This is a genomic window from Nitratireductor sp. J20-h4 (assembly GCF_056780505.1).
This window is the reverse complement of record NZ_CM165557.1, coordinates 3,243,134-3,261,391: the sequence shown is the minus strand read 5'-3', so window position 1 is coordinate 3,261,391 and position 18,258 is coordinate 3,243,134. Positions and strand designations below refer to the sequence as shown.

Here is an 18,258-nt window from a genome sequence, read left to right as displayed (position 1 = left end):
AAGCCCTGGATGTGGTGCCTCAATAAGGCCATTCGCCCCTGCCGAGCGCCTTGAGGGCATCGACGATGCGCGAGAAACTCCGCCGCGCCCGGTCGACGATATGGCGGCCGCGCAGATAGCCGTGCACCAGGCCCTTTTCCTCGTGGCACCAGGCCCTGCCGCCGGCTTCAACGATGCGGTCGCGGTAATCGGGTCCGTCGGAGGCGAGCGGGTCGCATTCGGCCGTCACGATCACGGTCGGCGGCAGGCCGGAAAAGTCGGTGTCGCGCAGCGGCGCGAAGCTGGCATCGCGCGAGACGTCGGCGCCGCCGGTGCGCATCTTTTGGTAGAACGCCATGTCGCGCGTCGACAGCATCGGCGCGTTTGCGTGGGTGATGTAGGAGCCCCTGGTGTGGTCCCCGCCGAAGCCGGGATAGATCAGCACCTGACCGGCCGGCGCGCGCGGATGGTGGCGGTATCGCCCGGCGACGGCGGCGGCGATATTGCCGCCGGCCGAATCGCCGGCGAGCAGGATCGGGCATCGATAGCCGCGCGCGGCCCATTCGAAGGCGGAATAACCGTCCTCGTGCGAAGCCGGGTAGAGATGCTCGGGCGAAAGCCGGTAGTCGACCGAGACGACGTCGTAGCCGGTGCGCTGACACAGTTCGGCGCAGACATCGTCATGGCTTTCCAGCCCGCCGAGGATGAAGCCGCCGCCGTGAAAATAGAGCACCATCGCGGATGGATCGGGCGTGGCGGCGCGATAGAGGCGGATCGGGATGGCGTGGGACGGGGTCGCAATCGCGGCCGTCTGCGCGCTGATACCGTCGGGATAGCCGGCATGGAATTCACGGCACATGCGATCATAGATTGCGCGCTGTTGGTCGACCGAGCAGTCGACCGTATCGGGCGGGTAGAACGAGTTGGTCCGCTCGATGAAGGCCCAGGTCTGCGCGTCGATGAGCTTGGCGTAGTCGGTCATGACCTGCTTTCCTCTATCGCCCTTTCCACACCGGATCGCGCTTTTCGGCAAACGCGCGGAACCCTTCCATAGTGTCTTCGGAGGCGTAAAGCGTGTCGACGGTGCGGAACTTACGCTTGGTGACCCGGTTCATCGCGTCCTGGAAGTTCATCGCCTCGGCCGCCCGCGCCACCTCCTTGATGGCGGCGAAGACCAGCGGCGGGCCGGAGGCGAGCAGGCGCGCCACCTCCCAGACCCGCTCTTCCAGCCGGTCGGCCGCCAGCACTTCGTTGACCAGCCCCCAGCGATGCGCTTCCTGGACATCCATCCAGCGGCCGGTCAAAAGCATGTCCATCGCCACGTGATAGGGGATGCGCTTCGGCAGCTTGATGGTGGCGGCGTCGGCCAGCGTGCCGGCACGGATCTCGGGCAGTGCGAAGGAGGAACGGTCCGAGGCGTAGATCAGGTCGCAGGACAGCGCCAACTCGAAGCCGCCGCCGACCGCCATGCCGTCGACGCAGGCGAGCACCGGCTTGTTCATGTCGAGCAGTTCCTGCAGGCCGCCAAACCCGCCGACGCCGTAATCGCCGTCGACCGCGTCGCCGCTCGCGGCGGCCTTCAAATCCCAGCCGGCGGAGAAGAATTTGCCGCCCGCCGTCCTGACGATCGCGACGCGCAGCGTGTCATCGTCGCGGAACGCCTTGAAGGTCTCACCCATCAGCCGCGAAGTGGCCAGGTCGATTGCGTTGGCCTTGGGGCGGTCGAGCGTGATTTCCAGGATCGCGCCTTCGCTTCGGGTCTTGACGATATCGGACATGGCTGTCTCCGGCTTCAGCCTTCCCCTCGAGGGGAAGGCGGGGTGAACACGATCAGCGCGTCGGCGATCCAGGCTCCCTGGCCCTCGGCGCACACGATCAGCGGGTTTATGTCGAGTTCATCAAGTGTGGCGGCGTGGGCCCCGGCAAAGTCCGCGACGCCGGCGATAATGTCGATGGCCGCTTCGAGATCGGCCCTGGGCCGGCCGCGATAGCCGTCGAGCAGCGGAAAAAGCTCCAGCCGGCGCAACGCCGCCTCGATCTCGGCGCGTGTCGGCGGCAGCAGAAGCGTTTCGGTGTCGCGCAGGAGTTCGACCAACACGCCGCCGGAGCCGACCGTCATCACCGGGCCGAACAGCGGGTCGCGGGTGACGCCGACGATCAGTTCGGCGATGCCGCCGTCGACCATGCGCTCGACATAGAGCCGGTCGGAGAGCGCCAGCAGCGTGGTCGCGGCGTCGTGTACGGCCGCACCGTCCGTCAGCCCGAGGCGCACCGCGCCGCGCTCGGATTTATGGGCGATGCCGAGCGCTTTGAGCGCCACGGGAAAGCCGATCCCGGTGGCGGCGAACGAGGCTTCCTCGGCGCTTTCCACCACACGGCCGGGCGGTATCGCCAGGCCCGCTTCGGCGAGAAGCGATTTCGCCGCTGCCTCGTCGGGGATGCCGCCGGCCGGTCCCGGTGGGCAGAGGCGCGCAGGGGGCGCCTGAGCGACCGGTGGCGGAAGTGGGCGCTTCCAGGCCTCGCCAATCGCCGCCGCGGCTTCGGCCGCGTCAAGCGCCTCGGCCGTGCCGCACAGAGGCGCGACGCCGCGCGCCAAAAGGCTCGCGCAATAATCCTCGGGCAGGTTTTCAGGCAGCGAGGCGACGATCGCGCCGCTGGCCGCGTTGGCCGCGAGGGCGGCGGCGAAGGCGTCGACAGTCGGCCACCAGTCGTCGTCGGTGCAACGGTCGCGGCGCGGAAAGTCGAGCACCAGCATGTTGAGATCGAACCCGCCGGCGATCATGGCCGAAAACGTCGCCGTCATCGCTTCGCGGTCGTTCCAGATGAAGGTGTGGTAGTCGAGCGGATTTGCGACCGCGACCAACGGGCCAAGCGTCTGCTTGACGCGCTCGCGATGCGGTTCGGCAAGCGGCGGGAAGCCGACCGAACGGCCTTCGGCGGCGTCGGCCATTACCGAGGCCTCGCCGCCCGAGCAGCTCATTGACGACAGGCGCGGGCCGGAAAGAGGCCCCACCGCATGCAAGAGCTTGAGTGTTTCGAGAAAGGCCGGGATCGAATGGACGCGGGCAATGCCGATCCGCGCAAAAAACGCCTCGGCGGCCGCGTCGGAGCCGGCGAGCGAGGCCGTGTGCGAGACGGTCGCCGCGCGGGCGGCGGCCGAGCGGCCGACCTTCATCGCCACGATCGGTTTGCCGAGCTCGCGCGCCCGCGCCGCCAGACGCTCGAAGCCGGCCACCGAATCGAAGCCTTCGACATGCAATCCCAGGCAGGAGACACGCTCGTCCTCGATCAGGCCGAGGCCGATTTCCGACAGGCCGGTCTGGGCCTGGTTGCCGGCGGTCATGACATAGGCGAGCGGCAGGCCGCGTCGCTGCATCGTCATGTTGATGGCGATGTTGGAGGACTGGGTGACGATCGCCGCGCCGCGGCCGCCCTCGGCGAGCCGGGCGCCACCATGCTGGTCGGGCCACAACAGGGCGCCGTCGGCATAGTTGATCAGGCCGTAGCAGTTCGGCCCGATGATCGGCATCGCACCGGCGGCGGCGATGAGCGCCTCTTGCAGGCGCGCGCCGTCGGCGTCCTCGGCGCCGGCTTCCAGAAAGCCCGACGCGAAGCAGACCGCGCCACCGGTCCTGCGCGCGGCAAGCGCGCCGACCATCTCGACGGTCAGGTGGCGGTTCACGCCGATAAAGGCGGCATCGGGCGCGCCCGGCAGGTCGGCGACGGAGGCAAAGGCCGGAACGCCTTCCACCGCCTTCTTGACCGGATGCACGGGCCAGATGTTGCCGGCAAAGCCCATCTTGAGCGACTGGCGCACGACATTGGAGCCGAAGAAGCCGCCGCCGATGACGGCGATCGAGCGCGGGCGCAGCAGGCGCGAGAAATCGCGGCGTGCGCTCATGAACCGGGCGCTCCCGTGCTCTGCCCGGCCGCCTCGGGCGGCGGCGCGGAGATCCTGCCGATCTCGTCGGCATAGTCGGCGAGCGCGGCGCGACCCTTCGGGCTCAGGTCGTAAATGCCGGTGCGGACGCGGTCGAACCAGCCATAATGGTCGTCCGCCATCAGCCGCCGCGCCTGCTCGACACTGGCAAGCCTGGCGACCTCGGAGGCCTTTGTCGGCCCGTTTTCGGAGAGCACGCGCAGGCAGCGCAGCGCGTCCTGGCGGTAGGCCGTTACCAGATTGCGGCGGATCGTGCCGCCGGTATTGGGGTCGCCGACGCGGCGGTGATATTCGCGCAACAGCCGCGCGCGCCGCGGCGCCGATTGCCGGGGCCGGTAGGGTTCGGGATCGCAGTGGACCTCGACGAATTCGTCCTTCAGCCGCACGGTGATCAGTCCGAGCCCGAGGCGCCGGCACAGTTTGGTGTTGGCGGCGAGCGCGCGCAGAAAGGCGCGGCCGGGACCGCGCGCAATGGCGACATAGACGGCGTCGGTGATCGCCAGGCGGTCGATCGCCTGATGAAACAGGGACAGGGAAAAGCCGGCCTTGAGCTCCACGATCACCGGGGGCTCGTCGCCGCGCACCGCAACCACGTCGGCCGCGCCGATCTCGCCCTTGACGGCGTAGCCCTGGGCCTCCAGGAGCCGTTTGACCGGCGCATAGAGGTCGGCCTCGCGAATCCTCGTGCCGGCCATCGTGTCGTCCTATCCTCCCACGGCCCGCAGCAGCGCGCGCGAAATAATGTGGCGTTGAATCTCGCTGGTGCCTTCCCAGATACGCTCGACGCGGGCGTCGCGCCAGATGCGCTCGAGCGGCAGGTCGTCCATCAGTCCCATGCCGCCATGGATCTGGATCGCCTCGTCGGCGACGAAGGCGAGCATCTCGGTCGCCTTGAGCTTGGCCATCGCCATGTCCTGGTCGGTAACCGTGCCGGCGTCGTATTTCCAGCCGGCTTCCATGACCATCAGCTCAGCCGCTTTCAGTTCGGTCGCCATGTCTGCAAGCTTGAAGGACACGCCCTGGAACTTGCCGATCCGCTGGCCGAACTGCTCGCGCTGGGCGGCGTAGTCGATGGCGTGGGCGAGCGCCCGGTCGGCCCGGCCGAGGCAGGTCGCGCCGACCTGGAGCCGGGTCGCGCCGAGCCAGGAATTGGCGACCTCGAAACCGCGATGCACCTCGCCCAGCACCTGGTCCTTCGGCAGGCGGCAATCGTCGAATTCCAGCACGGCGTTGGTGTAGCCGCGATGCGAGACGTTGCGGTAGCCGTCGCGCACGGTGAAGCCCGGCGTGCCCTTGTCGACGAAAAAGGCGGTGATCTTCTTACGCTTGCCGCGCGGAGTCTCCTCCTCGCCGGTCGCCATGAAGACGATCGCGAAGCCGGCGATGTCGGCATGGGAAATGAAGTGCTTGGTGCCGTTCAAGACCCAGTCGCCGCCCTTCTCCACCGCGCTCGCCTTCATGCCGCGCAGGTCGGAGCCGGCGCCGGGCTCGGTCATGGCCAGGCAGTCCCAGGTTTCGCCGCGGATGCAGGGATAGAGATATTTTTCCTTCTGCGCGTCGGTGCCGGCGAGCAGGATGTTGGAGGGTCTGGCCACGCAGGTCCAGTGCAGCGCGTAATTGGCCCGGCCGAGTTCTTTTTCATAAAGCAGCCATGTCGGCGTATCGAGGCCGGCACCGCCGACCTCGGCCGGCATGTTTGCCGCGTAAAGCCCGGCGGCGATCGCCTTTTTTTGCAGCTCGCGGATCAGCTCCATCGGCAGGTGGCCGCTGCGCTCCACCGCCTGTTCGTGCGGGTAAAGCTCGTTTTCGACGAAGGCGCGTGTCGTCTCGACGATCAGCGTCTGTTCCTCGCTCAGGCCGAAATGCATGCCTTTACCTCCCGTCCGGCGTGGTGGGATCGCGCCTTTTCATGTCTGGCTCCCGTTGCCGTCACGCGCATCCTTGTCCGGCCGTGCGGCTTCGGCGAGGCGTGCCACATAATCCTTGTGCAGCGCGCCCGCGCCCCAGCCCTTGCCCTGATTCTGGCTCGAGAGCGCCTCCATCACCGCGACCAGATTGTCGTCGCGGATCCGTTCGAGGTCGCGGATCGACCACTGCCCCGACTGGGAGTCGGATTGGTCGGCGATCAGATCGACCAGCTCGTCGTTGAACTCCGGTACGTCCATCAGCCTGGTCCACGGCCACGTGAGGCAGGGCCCGAACTGGGCCATGAAATGGCGCATGCCGGCCTCGCCGCCGGCGATCCGATAGGTCTCGAACACGCCCATCTGGGCGTAGCGCAGGCCGAAGCCGTACCGCACGATGTCGTCAAGCTCCTCGGTGGTGCAGATGCCGTCCTTGATCAGCCACAGCGATTCGCGCCAGATCGCTTCCAGGAGCCGGTCGGCGACGAAGGCCTCGATTTCCTTGCGCACGACGACCGGCTTCATGCCGATCGAGGCATAGAGGGCGCTCGCTCGCTCGACATGCTCGCGAGCGGTCTTTTCACCGCCGACGATTTCCACCAGCGGCAGCAGATAGACCGGGTTGAAGGGATGGGCGACGACGAGGCGCTCGGGACGCCGCATCGCCGTCTGCATGTCGCTCGGCTTGATGCCGGAGGTGGAGGAGCCGACGATGGCGTCGGCTTCGGCATGGGCGTCGATCTCGGCCAGGACCGCGTGTTTGAGCTCCAGCCGTTCGGGCACGCTTTCCTGGATCAGCGTCGCGCCGTGGACGGCGTCGGCGATGCTTGCCGCGTAGCGGATCCCGCCTTGTCTCGGCAGGTCTTGTCCGGCCATGCGCTCATAGGCCCGGCGCGCGCCGGCAAGCACCGCGCCGACCTTGCGCTCAGCTTGCGGGTCGGGATCGAAAACGGCGACGTCGATGCCGTTGAGGACCAGCCGGGCCACCCAGCCGGCGCCAATGACGCCCCCGCCGATACATGCGGCTCTTGTGATGGTCATGAAAACCTCTCCGGTTCACGAACGCTGCACGCTATCTCGCCCATTGTCTCAAGTCGCGGGACTAGGCTGCCAGCGGCGGGCGTTTTTCCAGGCCGAGTTTCTGTCGCACCTCTTCGGGACCGAGAATGCGCGCCCCCATCGCCTCGACGACCGACACGGCGCGCTCGACCAGTTGCGCGTTCGTCGCCAGGACGCCTTTTTCGAGCCAGAGATTGTCCTCGAGCCCGACGCGCACATGGCCGCCGGCGAGCACCGAGGCGGCGACATAGGCCATCTGGTTGCGGCCGAGCGCAAAGGCGGAAAAGGTCCAGTCCCGGGGCACGTTGTTGACCATCGCCATGAAAGTATTGAGATCGTCGGGCGCGCCCCACGGCACGCCCATGCACAATTGCACCAGCGCGTCGGGCTTCAAAATACCCTCTTCGACAAGCTGTTTGGCGAACCACAGATGGCCGGTGTCGAACGCCTCGACCTCCGGCTTGACGCCGATCTCGGTCATCAGGCCGCCCATGGCGCGCAACATGCCGGGCGTGTTGGTCATCACGTAGTCGGCCTCGGCGAAATTCATCGTGCCGCAGTCGAGGGTGCAGATCTCCGGCCGGCACTGACGCACATGCTCGACACGCTCGGCGGCGCCGGCCATGTCGGTGCCGTTTTCCTTGAGCGGCAGCGGCTTGTCGGTCGGGCCGAACACCATGTCGCCGCCCATGCCGGCGGTCAGGTTGAGGACCACGTCCACTTCGGCGTCGCGGATGCGTTCGGTCACTTCGCGGTAGAGCGCGACGTCGCGGCGCGGCGCGCCGGTTTCGGGGTCGCGCACATGGCAATGCACGATCGCGGCGCCAGCCTTGGCGGCTGCGATCGCCGCTTCGGCGATCGCCTTGGGCGAACGCGGCACGTGCGGACTGCGGTCCTGCGTGCCGCCCGAGCCGGTGACGGCACAGGTGACGAAGACCTCGCGGTTCATCGTAAGGGGCATGGCGATCCTCCGGTTCGCGTCCGATCCGGGCGGAAGCATCGCCCGGCTTGCAGAGAGATGCTTCACGATTTACGAATTGTTATTGATGAAAAACGAAGTCGCTTCGATCTTCCAGCCAGAACGGGCGCCGCTCGCGCTCACCTTTCTGGTTTTTTCCGGCGCCTCGATCATGTGCGTGGCCTCGGCGATCGATCCGCTGCGGGCGGCAAACCGCATCGCCGGCGAGACGCTGTTCGACTGGACCATCGTGTCGGCCGACGGAGACGCGCCGGTCACCACCTGCGGCCTGCCGGTTGCCGTGGCCGGCCGCTTCGACCCCGCGCGCCGCAGCGACGCCCTGATCGTGGTCGGCGGCTTCGGCACCAGGCTTGCCGCGACGCCGGGACTGATCGCCGGGGTGCGGCGCGCCGCCCGGCAGGCACGCGCGGTCGGCGGCATCGAGGCGGGATCGTGGCTGCTCGGCGCGGCCGGTCTTCTGGAGGGACGGGCGGCGACCACCCATTGGGAGGATCTGGAGGATTTTTCCGCGCGTTTTCCCGGTTGCGAGGTGCGTCCCGACCGGTATGTGATCGACGGGCCGGTGTTTACGGCCGGCGGCGCCTCGCCGACCTTCGACCTGATGCTGCACCTGGTGCGCTCGCGGCTCGGCATGGCGGTCGCGCTCGATGTGGCGAGCGTGTTCATCTACGACCAGGCGCGGGCGGCGACGGACGCCCAGCCGCTGGTCTCACTCGGCCGGCTCGACGGCTACGATGCGCGCGTGGCCCAGGCGATCCGGCTGATGGAAAGCCATGTCGACCGGCCCTTGCCGGTCTCGGCGCTGGCGCGGCGTTGTGGGGTCAGCGCGCGCCGGCTGGAAACGCTGTTCGCCGACGCGGTCGGCGAAACGCCCGGCGCCTATTATCTGCGGCTGCGCCTGGCGGCGGCGCGGCGGCTGGTGCTCGACACGAGCGAGCCGATGGCCGACATTGCCGCGCGGAGCGGCTTTTCCTCCGCCTCCGCCTTCAGCCGGGCCTTTGCCGTGGCGTTCGGTCGCCCGCCCTCGGCGATGCGCGGCGGGCGCTGACTATCAGCCGCCGCGCAGGAACGGCCGGGCGCTCATCGTTTCGGGGACCGGCACGCCGAGCCGCGTCAGGATGGTCGGTGCGAGCTGGAGCTGGTCGAGCAGCATGTCGTCGTCGGGCCCGGCGGCCGGTCCGAAATAATAAAGCGCGAAATCCTGCTGCAGATCCTCGCGTCCGCCATGGTGGCCGCGGTCGGTCTGGCCGTGGTCGGCAGTGACGATCACCTCGTAGCCGGATTCCAGCCAGCGCGGCAGGAAGGCGGCCAGCATGCCGTCCATGACAGCGCAGGCATGGTCCATCGGCGTGTTGTCGTGACCGAAACGATGGCCCATCGAATCCAGCGTGCAGGTGTGCAGGATACCGTAATCGATGCCGTGGCGGGCGGCGAGCATCGACAGCGTCGCGAACAAATCGGCGTCAGACGGCGTCATCTGGTTGTCGTGGCCGTAGCCGGTCATGGTGTGGAAACGGCCGTGGGTGATCGGCCCGCCCGGTTCGTCATATTCGATGTCGCCGACGAAATCGAAGGGATGACGGTTGAAGAATTCCGACCAGTAGGAATGGGTGACGGCCCCGGTCGTGCCGCCGGCCTTGGTCACCTCGGAAAAAATGTCGGGCTGGGCGACGCGGAAGCGCACCTCGTTGGACAGGATGCCATGCACCTGCGGTGGCACGCCGGTGTGGATCGAGGCGTAGCAACAGGCCGACATCGACGGCAGCACGGCCCGCATCTTCCACACCCGCGCCTCGCCGGACTGCACCCACCCTTCGAGATTGCCGAACAGGCGCCGCCAATTACGCCACGGCACGCCGTCGAGAATGATCAGGAGAAGTTTCGATGAAACAGGCATGGTAACGCTTTCGTCAATGTGTTGGCCGGGCCGGTCGGCAGGGCGCGCCGGAACGCACTCCGGCCGTCGCCGCCACGTTTCCGCCCGGTCGGGAGTGTCAGTTTCCCGCGCTTTGCATCTTGCGGCCGGCGATCGCCTTTTCCAGCCAGCCGACCTCCATCTCGGGTACCGAGGACAGAAGCAGGTCGGTATAGTCGTCGAAGGGCGGCGCGAGCACCTCGGATTTCGGGCCGTAGCGCACCACCTCGCCGCGATACATCACCGCGATCGAATCGGCGATCGACTTCACCGTCGCCAGATCGTGGGTGATGAACAGGTAGGCGACGTGCTCGATCTCCTGCAGGTTCAACAGCAGTTTGAGGATGCCGTTGGCGACCAGCGGGTCGAGCGCGCTCGTTACTTCGTCGCAAATGATGAGCTTCGGTTTGGCCGCCAGCGCCCGGGCGATGCATACGCGCTGCTTCTGGCCGCCGGAAAGCTCGGCCGGATAGCGGTCGAGGAAACCTGTGCCCATCTCGATTTCCTCGAGAAGTTCGCCGACGCGCTTGTCGCGTTCGGCGCCGCGCATGCCGAAATAGAACTCGAGCGGCCGGCCGATGATGGTGCCGACCGTCTGGCGCGGGTTCATCGCCACGTCTGCCATCTGGTAGATCATCTGCAATTCACGCAGATCGTCGCGGGTGCGGGTGGCAAGCCTCGCCGGCAGTTCGCGGCCTTCGAAGGTGATCGTGCCCTGGCGCGGCGGCAACAGGCCGGTGATGGCGCGCGCCAGTGTCGACTTGCCGGATCCCGATTCGCCGACCACCGCCAGCGTCTGGCCCGGCCTGATCTCGACCGAGACGTTCTTCAACACGTCCACCATGCCGCCGCCATAAGCGGCGGTGACGTTTTCGACCTTCAAAAGCGGCTCGCCGAGCGCGTCCTTTTCCTGATGCGCGATCTGGTGCACGGACACGAGCTGGTTGGTGTATTCGCGCCGCGGTTCGGTGATGATCTGCTGTGTCTCGCCCCATTCAACCAGCTTGCCGTTGCGCAGCACCATGATCTCGTCGGAAACCTGGGCGACGACCGCCAAGTCATGGGTGATGTAGAGCGCGGCAACGCCGGTGTCCTGGATCGCGTCCTTGATGGCGGCCAGCACGTCGATCTGGGTGGTGACGTCGAGCGCGGTCGTGGGCTCGTCGAAGACGATCAGGTCCGGCTCCGGGCAGAGCGCCATCGCCGTCATCACGCGCTGGAGCTGGCCGCCCGAGACCTGGTGGGGATAGCGTTCGCCGATCGTCTCGGGATTGGGCAGCGAGAGTTTTCGAAACAGATTGATCGCCCGCTTCTCGGCTTCCGCGCGCGAGGCAGTGCCGTGCAGCAGCGCCGCCTCCACCACCTGGTCCATCAGCTTGTGGGCCGGGTTGAAGGCGGCGGCGGCCGACTGGGCGACATAACACACTTCGCGCCCGCGCAGCCGGCGCAGGCCGCCGAGACCGCCCTTGAGGATGTCGCGCCCGTTGAGGAAGACCTCACCGCCGGTGATCCTGACGCCGCCGCGACCGTAACCCATGGCCGACAGGCCGATGGTCGACTTGCCGGCCCCCGATTCGCCGATCAGCCCGAGCACCTTGCCCTTTTCGAGCTTCAGCGACACGTCGTCGACGATGGTGATGTCGTGCGGAGCTTCGCCGGGCGGATAGACCGTCGCTTCGATGCGCAGATTGCGGATCTGAAGCAGCGGCCCGTCCGTGGTCGGTTTTGCCTGCGTGCGGGCCATCAGCCACGCCCTCCCTTGAGGCTCGTCGTCCGGTTGAGAACCCAGTCGGCGACCAGGTTGACGGAGATTGCCAGCACGGCGATCGCCGCCGCCGGTATCAATGCCGCGGGGATGCCGAACACGATGCCTTCCTTGTTTTCCTTGACCATGCCGCCCCAGTCCGCCTCGGGCGGCTGCACGCCAAGGCCGAGGAAGGACAGCGCCGAAAGGAAGAGAACGGCGTAGATGAAGCGCAGGCCGAGTTCGGAAACCAGTGGCGAGAGCGCGTTGGGCAGAATCTCGCGGAAGATGATCCAGCCCATGCGTTCGCCGCGCAGTTTCGCGGCCTCGACGAAGTCCATCACGTTGATGTCGACGGCGACGGCGCGCGACAGCCGGTAGACCCGCGTGGAGTCCAGGATACCCATGACCAGGACGAGCGTGAGAATGGTCGAGGGCAGCACCGACAGGACGACGAGGCCGAAGATCAATGTTGGGATCGACATCAAAAGATCGACGAAACGCGACATGATGGTGTCGAACCAGCCACCGACGACGGCGGCCGTGAAACCGAGCACGGCGCCGGTGATGAAGGAGACCGCCGTCGCCATTACGGCGATGAAGATGGTGGTGCGGGCGCCGAAGATCATGCGCGACAGCAGATCACGGCCGAGATTGTCGGTTCCCAGAAGATGGGTGGACGACATCGGTTCCCATACGTCGCCGACGATTTGCGACAGCGGATAGGGCGCAATCAGCGGCGCGAAGATCGCGACGAACAGGAATAGCGCGGTGAAGACCAGTCCCAGGGCGGCGGCGAACGGGATGCGTGTCAGCGTGAACATGCGGCTGCCCTCACTTCGGATGCCTGAGGCGCGGATTGGCGAGGATCGCCGTGATGTCCGCGATGATGTTCAAGCTGATATAGACCGCTGCGAAAATCAGACCGACCGCCTGCACCACCGGCACGTCGCGCTTGGCGACATGGTCGACGAGATACTGGCCGAGACCGGGATAGACGAAGATGACCTCGACCACGACGACGCCGACCACCAGGAAGGCGAGGTTGAGCATGACCACGTTGACGATCGGCGCGATCGCGTTGGGAAAGGCGTGTTTGCGGATGATGTCGAAGGCCGACAGCCCCTTCAGTTCGGCGGTTTCGATATAGGCCGACTGCATGACGTTGAGGATCGCGGCGCGTGTCATGCGCATCATATGCGCGAGCACCACGAGGACCAGAACGGTTGCCGGCAGCACGATCGCCTGCAGTTTCGACAGCAGCGGCATGCCGTCATAGACGGTGGAGATCGAGGGAAACCATTGCAGTTTGACGGCGACGAAGAAGATCAGCAGGTAGCCGACGAAGAATTCCGGCAGCGAGGTCGAGGCGAGCGCGAAACCGGAGATCGCCTTGTCGATCGGGCCGTTGCGATAACGCACCGCGAGCAGGCCCAGGATGATGGCGAGCGGGACCGAGACCACCGCCGCCCAGAACGCCAGAAACAGCGTGTTCCACAGCCGCGGCAGCAGCGTGGTGGCGATATCCTGACGCGTGGTCAGCGCGGTGCCGAGATCACCGGTCAGAACGCCGCCAAGCCAGGCGAAATAGCGCACGATGGCGGGATCGTTGAGGCCCAGTTCCTTGCGCAGATTGGCGAGCGCCTCCGGGGTCGCCTGATTGCCGAGGATCGATTGGGCAACGTCGCCGGGAAGAATCTGGGTGCCGGCGAAGATGAGAACCGACACGGCAAGGAGGAGAAGGACGCCCAGCGCGATGCGCTGGGCGATGAGCGTTGCGATGGATGAACCCATTGGTCAACGGCCCTCTCAGGCCGTCAGCCAGCACTTTGCAAGGGCGTAGCCGTCCATCATTTCGGCCGCCGGATGAGGTTCCCATCCGTCGACCTTGTCGGTCGAGGCGTCGATGAAGTCGTTGAACATCGGCAAGATCAGACCGCCATCATCGCGCACCATGAGCGCGGCGTCGCGATACATCGCCTTGCGCTTGGCCTCGTCGAGCTCCGCCCTTGCGGCGATGATCAGCTTGTCGAAATCCTCACGGAAGAACCGGGTGTCGTTCCAGTCCGCCGACGAAAGATAGGCGGTGGAGTACATCTGGTCCTGTGTCGGCCGGCCGCCCCAGTACGAGGTCGAGAACGGCTGCTTGTTCCACACTTCCGACCAGTAGCCGTCGCCGGGCTCGCGCTTGACGTCGATGGTGATGCCGGCCTTGGCGCAACTCTGCTGATAGAGCTGGGCCGCGTCAACCGCGCCGGGGAAGGCGACGTCGGAGGTGCGCAGCAGGACCGGTCCGTCATGGCCGGATTTCTTGAAATGGAACGCGGCCTTGTCCGGGTCGTAGGGACGCTGTTCGATATCGTCGGAAAACAGCGGGTAGGCCCCATTGATCGGGAAATCGTTGCCGACCGAGCCGTAGCCGCGCAGGATCTTTTCGACCATGTCCTCGCGGTTCATCGCATATTTCAGCGCCATCCTCAGATCGGCGTTGTCGAAGGGCGCGGTATTGCAATGCATGATGAAGACGTAATGGCCCCGACCCGACACGTTGCGGATGGTCACGCCCGGCACGCGCTTGACCAGATCGACGATTTTCGGCTCGACCCGGTTGATCAGGTGGACTTGGCCACCCTGCAGGGCGGAGGTGCGCGCCGTCGCATCGTTGATGACGATGATCTCGATCTGATCGGCGAAGCCCATCCTGTCGCCCTGCCAGTAATTGGCGAAGCGTTCGCCGCCATGGCGCACGCCGGGCTCGTTGACGGTGACCTTGTAGGGACCGGCCGAAATGCCGGCGTCGGGCTCGTCCTTGCCGCCGTTCGGCTGGATGATCAAATGATAATCCGCCATCAGGTAGGGCAGGTCGGCGTTGGCTTCCTTGAGCGTGACGACGACATCCTTGCCGTCGACCTTCATGGATTCGATGCCCTTCATGATGCCGAGCGCGCCGGACTTGGAATCTTCATTGGAATGGCGCTCGAGCGTGGCGAGCACGTCGTCGGCGGTGACGGTCTTGCCGTTGTGAAACTCGACGCCGTCGCGGATCTTGAAGGTCCACACCTTGGCGTCGTCGGAGGCACCGATTTCCTCGGCGATGCGGTTTTCGAGCCCGCCTGCAGGCGTCAGCGCGACGAGATATTCGCCCCAGCTTTTGCCGAAAGTGAACGGCACCTGCGACAGGAAGCTCGCCGGATCGAGGCTGTTGGTTGCTTCGCCACCCTGCATGCCGGCCTTGAGGATGCCGCCTTTCTGCGGACCGGCGGCCCTGGCCGCGCTGCTCAAGAGCGTGTTGGCAAAGGATGCCGTGACGCCGAGAGCGGCGGCCCGGCCCAGAAAGTCACGCCGGCTCAGCTTGCCGGCAGCGACGTGACGGCTCAAATATTTCAGTTCTTGCGACATGGGTTGTTCCTCACTCTTTTTGGTTGCCCGCGGACCGATTATCCGGCCTCTATTTGACGGGAATATTGGCGCTATCGCCGCGCATATCGCAAGACCGAATGCGACATTCCCTGGCGTAAATGGCGAGGGGGCCTTTGCAGGCGACGTCTCCGCTAGATGAAGTTGCGTTTGATTTTATTGGCAAATTCTCGCGTAAAGTGCAACTTCTCATTCTCATACGCTTCGATGCGCCCTGACAAAAAGAAATACTCGCGGTCGGCGTGCATTGTCGTGAACGTCTCTGTGCGCACCGACCAGTCGCCGCGCCGCAGCGTCTCGGTCCAGTGGGTTTCGCCGCGCGCCGACAGCGGATCGTGGGGATTGATCGACCATTTTTCACGCGCCGCGCTACCCGTCTCCAGGCCGTGCTCGCAGTCGCGAAAGGCGCCGAAATCGTCCTTGATGATGACGGTTGCGGTCCCGGTGCGGGGATCACGCTCGATCCGGCGGCTGTTGGTGGGGGCGCGTATGGTCTCGGCCCGCCACGGCGGCGCGCCTTCGGGCCCGGGGAAGTCTACCTCATTGCTCTTGCCCGTGGCGGGTGCGCGCACCGGCAGCGCGAGCCGGCCCCCGTGCAGGGTGAGTTCGACCGGATCGGGCGACGGCCAGACCAGAGGCCAATAGGCGCTGGAGACCGCCAGGCGCAGCCGGTGGCCGGGCTTGAGCGCATAGGCGATGTCGTCGAGCCGCAGCGTAATCGTCATTATTTCGCCGGGAACGATGTCCTGGGGATGGTCGTGCGATGCGCGGTGGCACAGGTTGAGCACGCCATAGCTGATGCGGGTCGACGCGCCGTCGGGCTGGACGTCGCACAGCCTGACCGCGATCATGGCGCGCGGCCGATCGGCCGAAAGGGTCAGCGAGACGATTGGCGCCCCGACGATATCGACGGTCGTATCCGCCGCTCGGCCGTCGAAGCACAGCGACCGTGCATCGTCCTGGCGCTGGTCGCCGGGCAGGTCGGGACCGAGCCAGATCGGGCAATATTCGCCGCCGAACAATCCGCAATCCTGCGGCGAGGCGATTTTCGCCTCGAAGGCTGGCGCGGCTTTGTCCGCGAGCCCGCACGCTTCATCGAGAAACAGGTCGCGGGGCGCGATCGCCGGCGACGGCCAGTGTGGTTCGGCGATCCAGCGCCCCGGCCGCTCGTCGTACCAGTCGCGCGGCGGCACCGACTCCATCAGGTAGAGGCGCATCGCCGGATCGTCCTCGACGCCGGTGGCGCGCCCTTTCAGCCAGCGGTCCCACCAGCGCAGCGCCTCCTGTAGGAACCCGATCGCGGGTTCGGGGATGGCGAAATGCGGGTATTTGTGGATCCACGGGCCGACAATGCCCTTGACCGGTGCGTTTTCGATGCCGCCAACGAGTCGCGACACCGCATTCTTGTAGGCGTCGCCCCAGCCGCCGACGGCAAGGGTGGCGGCCCTAATGGCGGAATAATCCTCGCAGACCGAGCCGTGTTTCCAATAGGCGTCGCGGGTCTGGTGGTTGAGCCAGATCGCCGGCAGGAACGGCTCGTTATCGAGCCGGTCGAGCCACATGGCGCGCCAGTTTTCGCCGACGAGGGCGGGGTCGGGCGGACGCGAGGAATAAGACAGCATGGTCGCGCCCCAGCCCTGGTTTTCGTTCAAAAGCAGGCCGCCCTTGTAGTGGATGTCGTCGGCATAGCGGTCGTCGGTCGAGCACAGCGTGATGATCGCCTTGAGCGCCGGCGGTTGCAGGGCGGCGACCTGCAGGGCGTTGAAGCCGCCCCAGGAGATTCCCATCATGCCGACCTGGCCGCTGCACCAGGGTTGCGCGGCCGCCCAGGCGATCACCGCGCAGGCGTCGCTGAGTTCCTGTTCGGTATATTCATCCGCCATCAGGCCCTGGGAATCGCCGTTGCCGCGCATGTCGACGCGCAGGCAGGCATAACCGTGGCCGGCGAGATAGGGGTGGGTCAGGCAGTCGCGCGCGGTGGTGCCGTCGCGCTTGCGATAGGGCAGGTGTTCCAGAATCGCCGGAACCGGATCCGCCTCGGCGTCCTCGGGCATCCACACGCGTGCCGACAGCCGGCAGCCGTCGGGCATGGCGATGCCGATATCGGCAAACTCGACGACCTTCCGGGGAAATTCGGTGACTGTCTTCATGCCCGCTTCGCTCCACGCCCAGCCTGTCAACAAGCCGTTGTTCAGCAAGGCATGCGCCAGGCGTCTTGCGCAAGCCCTGTCTCGCATGGGGCAAGGCGCGGGCGGTTGGCGCGGCCGGGGAATTGAAATTTTCGAACCCTCGCCGCATGATCGCCGGGATATCCAGGGGGAACCGATGCGGTATTGGAAACTGATCGCCGTCTGTCTGCTTGTGGTCCTCGCCCCAATGCCGGCGGCCGCGCAGGACAATCCGATTGTCGCGCGCATCGAGGCGTTCCGGGCCGCCTACAACGCGAAAGACGCGCAAGGTATCGCCGGCTTCTATACCGAACGTGGCGCGCTGCTGCCGCCGCAGAGCAAGGCGCTGGTCGGCCGCGGACCGATCGCGGCGCACTATGCGTCGGCGTTCGGCCAGGGCGTGGGCGCGCTCGAAGTCAGAATACTCGAGATCGACCAGGTCGGACCGTCGACGGCGGTCGAGATCGGCGAAACCAGCGTCAAGGCCGGCGGGCGGACCGTCCACGGCCGCTACCTGCATGTCTGGAAGAAGGTGGGCGAGGACTGGATGCTCGACCGCGATATCTATCACGTGCTCGGCGTCTCGAAGTAGCGCCGGCGTCACGCGTCAGTTCAGCGGAATGTCGTTGCCGGATTTGCCGGACTGATAGGCCGCCGAGAGCGCGTCATAGCCGGCGGCCATCGCGGCGATGCGCTCTTGCAGAACGGCGCGTTCGGCCTCGGGCAAGGCCTCGACCAGCCGACGGATCGCGTAGCCGGTCCAGTAGGCGTTTTTGGCGTTGTAGCCGCCGGGATCGAGCGTGAAGACCTCTTTCAGAATCTTCAAATCGTGCGGGATGGCGAAGGAATCGCGCGAATCCTCGTGGCTGAACAGGAAGTAGAAATTGTCGAAACCGGTCCAGGTGATCGCCGACAGGCACAAGGAACACGGTTCGTGCGTGGCCACGAAGATGCAGTCGGCGGTATCGGGACGCCGCTCCTGCGGCATTTCGTAAAACCGCTTCAGCGCGTGCACCTCGCCGTGCCAGAGCGGGTTTTCGATCTCGTTGTTGGTCTCTGCGACGACCACCGAGAGGTCGGATTTCCTTAAGATCGCCGCACCGAACAGCTTGTTGCCGGCGCGGACGCCCTCGGCCGTTTTGGGCATGATGTC

Annotated in this window: 16 protein-coding genes; 2 read left to right on the top strand and 14 right to left on the bottom strand. The window is 66.1% G+C overall.

What is annotated here, in order from left to right:
* Positions 1 to 19: 19 nt before the first annotated feature.
* From ACT2B0_RS15735 to bcoG, 7 genes are all read right to left on the bottom strand, one after another.
* Positions 20 to 961 (bottom strand): alpha/beta hydrolase, encoded by a 942-nt coding sequence (locus ACT2B0_RS15735; protein ID WP_473459052.1) that lies wholly within the window; start codon positions 959 to 961, stop codon positions 20 to 22.
* A 13-nt stretch (positions 962 to 974) separates the two neighbouring features.
* Positions 975 to 1,757 (bottom strand): carnitinyl-CoA dehydratase, encoded by a 783-nt coding sequence (locus ACT2B0_RS15730; protein ID WP_473459050.1) that lies wholly within the window; start codon positions 1,755 to 1,757, stop codon positions 975 to 977.
* A 14-nt stretch (positions 1,758 to 1,771) separates the two neighbouring features.
* On the bottom strand, positions 1,772 to 3,880 hold the full coding sequence (locus ACT2B0_RS15725) for an acetate--CoA ligase family protein (RefSeq protein WP_473459048.1): 2,109 nt from the start codon (positions 3,878 to 3,880) through the stop codon (positions 1,772 to 1,774).
* A complete protein-coding gene (locus ACT2B0_RS15720; RefSeq protein ID WP_473459046.1) occupies positions 3,877 to 4,614 on the bottom strand; it encodes a DUF2161 domain-containing phosphodiesterase in 738 nt (245 codons plus the stop codon). The genes ACT2B0_RS15725 and ACT2B0_RS15720 overlap by 4 nt, the downstream gene beginning before the upstream one ends.
* 9 nt (positions 4,615 to 4,623) lie before the next feature.
* Positions 4,624 to 5,787: an acyl-CoA dehydrogenase family protein gene (locus ACT2B0_RS15715; RefSeq protein WP_473459044.1), complete on the bottom strand. Its 1,164-nt coding sequence runs from the start codon at positions 5,785 to 5,787 to the stop codon at positions 4,624 to 4,626.
* Positions 5,788 to 5,826: 39 nt separating this feature from the next.
* Positions 5,827 to 6,864, bottom strand: a complete 1,038-nt coding sequence (locus ACT2B0_RS15710; RefSeq protein WP_473459042.1) for a 3-hydroxyacyl-CoA dehydrogenase NAD-binding domain-containing protein — start codon at positions 6,862 to 6,864, stop codon at positions 5,827 to 5,829.
* Positions 6,865 to 6,925: 61 nt separating this feature from the next.
* Complete coding sequence (gene bcoG / locus ACT2B0_RS15705) at positions 6,926 to 7,843, bottom strand: 3-dehydrocarnitine:acetyl-CoA trimethylamine transferase BcoG (protein ID WP_473459040.1); 918 nt, start codon at positions 7,841 to 7,843, stop codon at positions 6,926 to 6,928.
* Between the two features lie 82 nt (positions 7,844 to 7,925).
* On the opposite strand from bcoG, the gene ACT2B0_RS15700 reads away from it, so the two are divergent.
* Positions 7,926 to 8,909 carry a GlxA family transcriptional regulator gene (locus ACT2B0_RS15700; protein WP_473459038.1) on the top strand — a complete coding sequence of 328 codons (984 nt, stop codon included), beginning with the start codon at positions 7,926 to 7,928 and terminating at the stop codon, positions 8,907 to 8,909.
* 3 nt (positions 8,910 to 8,912) lie between these two features.
* On the opposite strand, the gene ACT2B0_RS15695 is transcribed toward ACT2B0_RS15700, so the two are convergent.
* From ACT2B0_RS15695 to ACT2B0_RS15670, 6 genes are all read right to left on the bottom strand, one after another.
* Complete coding sequence (locus ACT2B0_RS15695) at positions 8,913 to 9,758, bottom strand: alkaline phosphatase family protein (protein ID WP_473459036.1); 846 nt, start codon at positions 9,756 to 9,758, stop codon at positions 8,913 to 8,915.
* A 97-nt stretch (positions 9,759 to 9,855) separates the two neighbouring features.
* Positions 9,856 to 11,520 carry an ABC transporter ATP-binding protein gene (locus tag ACT2B0_RS15690; RefSeq protein WP_473459034.1) on the bottom strand — a complete coding sequence of 555 codons (1,665 nt, stop codon included), beginning with the start codon at positions 11,518 to 11,520 and terminating at the stop codon, positions 9,856 to 9,858.
* The gene (locus tag ACT2B0_RS15685) at positions 11,520 to 12,344 is read right to left on the bottom strand and encodes an ABC transporter permease (protein WP_473459032.1); all 825 of its coding nucleotides are present in this window, start codon (positions 12,342 to 12,344) and stop codon (positions 11,520 to 11,522) included. The genes ACT2B0_RS15690 and ACT2B0_RS15685 overlap by 1 nt, the downstream gene beginning before the upstream one ends.
* A 10-nt stretch (positions 12,345 to 12,354) precedes the next feature.
* Positions 12,355 to 13,314 carry an ABC transporter permease gene (locus tag ACT2B0_RS15680; protein WP_473459030.1) on the bottom strand — a complete coding sequence of 320 codons (960 nt, stop codon included), beginning with the start codon at positions 13,312 to 13,314 and terminating at the stop codon, positions 12,355 to 12,357.
* 15 nt (positions 13,315 to 13,329) lie between these two features.
* A complete protein-coding gene (locus tag ACT2B0_RS15675) occupies positions 13,330 to 14,919 on the bottom strand; it encodes an ABC transporter substrate-binding protein (RefSeq protein WP_473459028.1) in 1,590 nt (529 codons plus the stop codon).
* Positions 14,920 to 15,071: 152 nt separating this feature from the next.
* Complete coding sequence (locus tag ACT2B0_RS15670) at positions 15,072 to 17,087, bottom strand: CocE/NonD family hydrolase (RefSeq protein ID WP_473459026.1); 2,016 nt, start codon at positions 17,085 to 17,087, stop codon at positions 15,072 to 15,074.
* Between ACT2B0_RS15670 and ACT2B0_RS15665 the strand changes: the two genes are divergently transcribed.
* Complete coding sequence (locus ACT2B0_RS15665) at positions 17,074 to 17,697, top strand: YybH family protein (RefSeq protein ID WP_473459024.1); 624 nt, start codon at positions 17,074 to 17,076, stop codon at positions 17,695 to 17,697. The two genes, ACT2B0_RS15670 and ACT2B0_RS15665, sit on opposite strands and share 14 nt — an antisense overlap.
* 15 nt (positions 17,698 to 17,712) lie before the next feature.
* Here ACT2B0_RS15665 and ACT2B0_RS15660 read toward each other — a convergent pair whose 3' ends face one another.
* Positions 17,713 to 18,252, bottom strand: a complete 540-nt coding sequence (locus tag ACT2B0_RS15660) for a nucleoside deaminase (protein ID WP_473466029.1) — start codon at positions 18,250 to 18,252, stop codon at positions 17,713 to 17,715.
* Positions 18,253 to 18,258 lie beyond the last annotated feature (6 nt).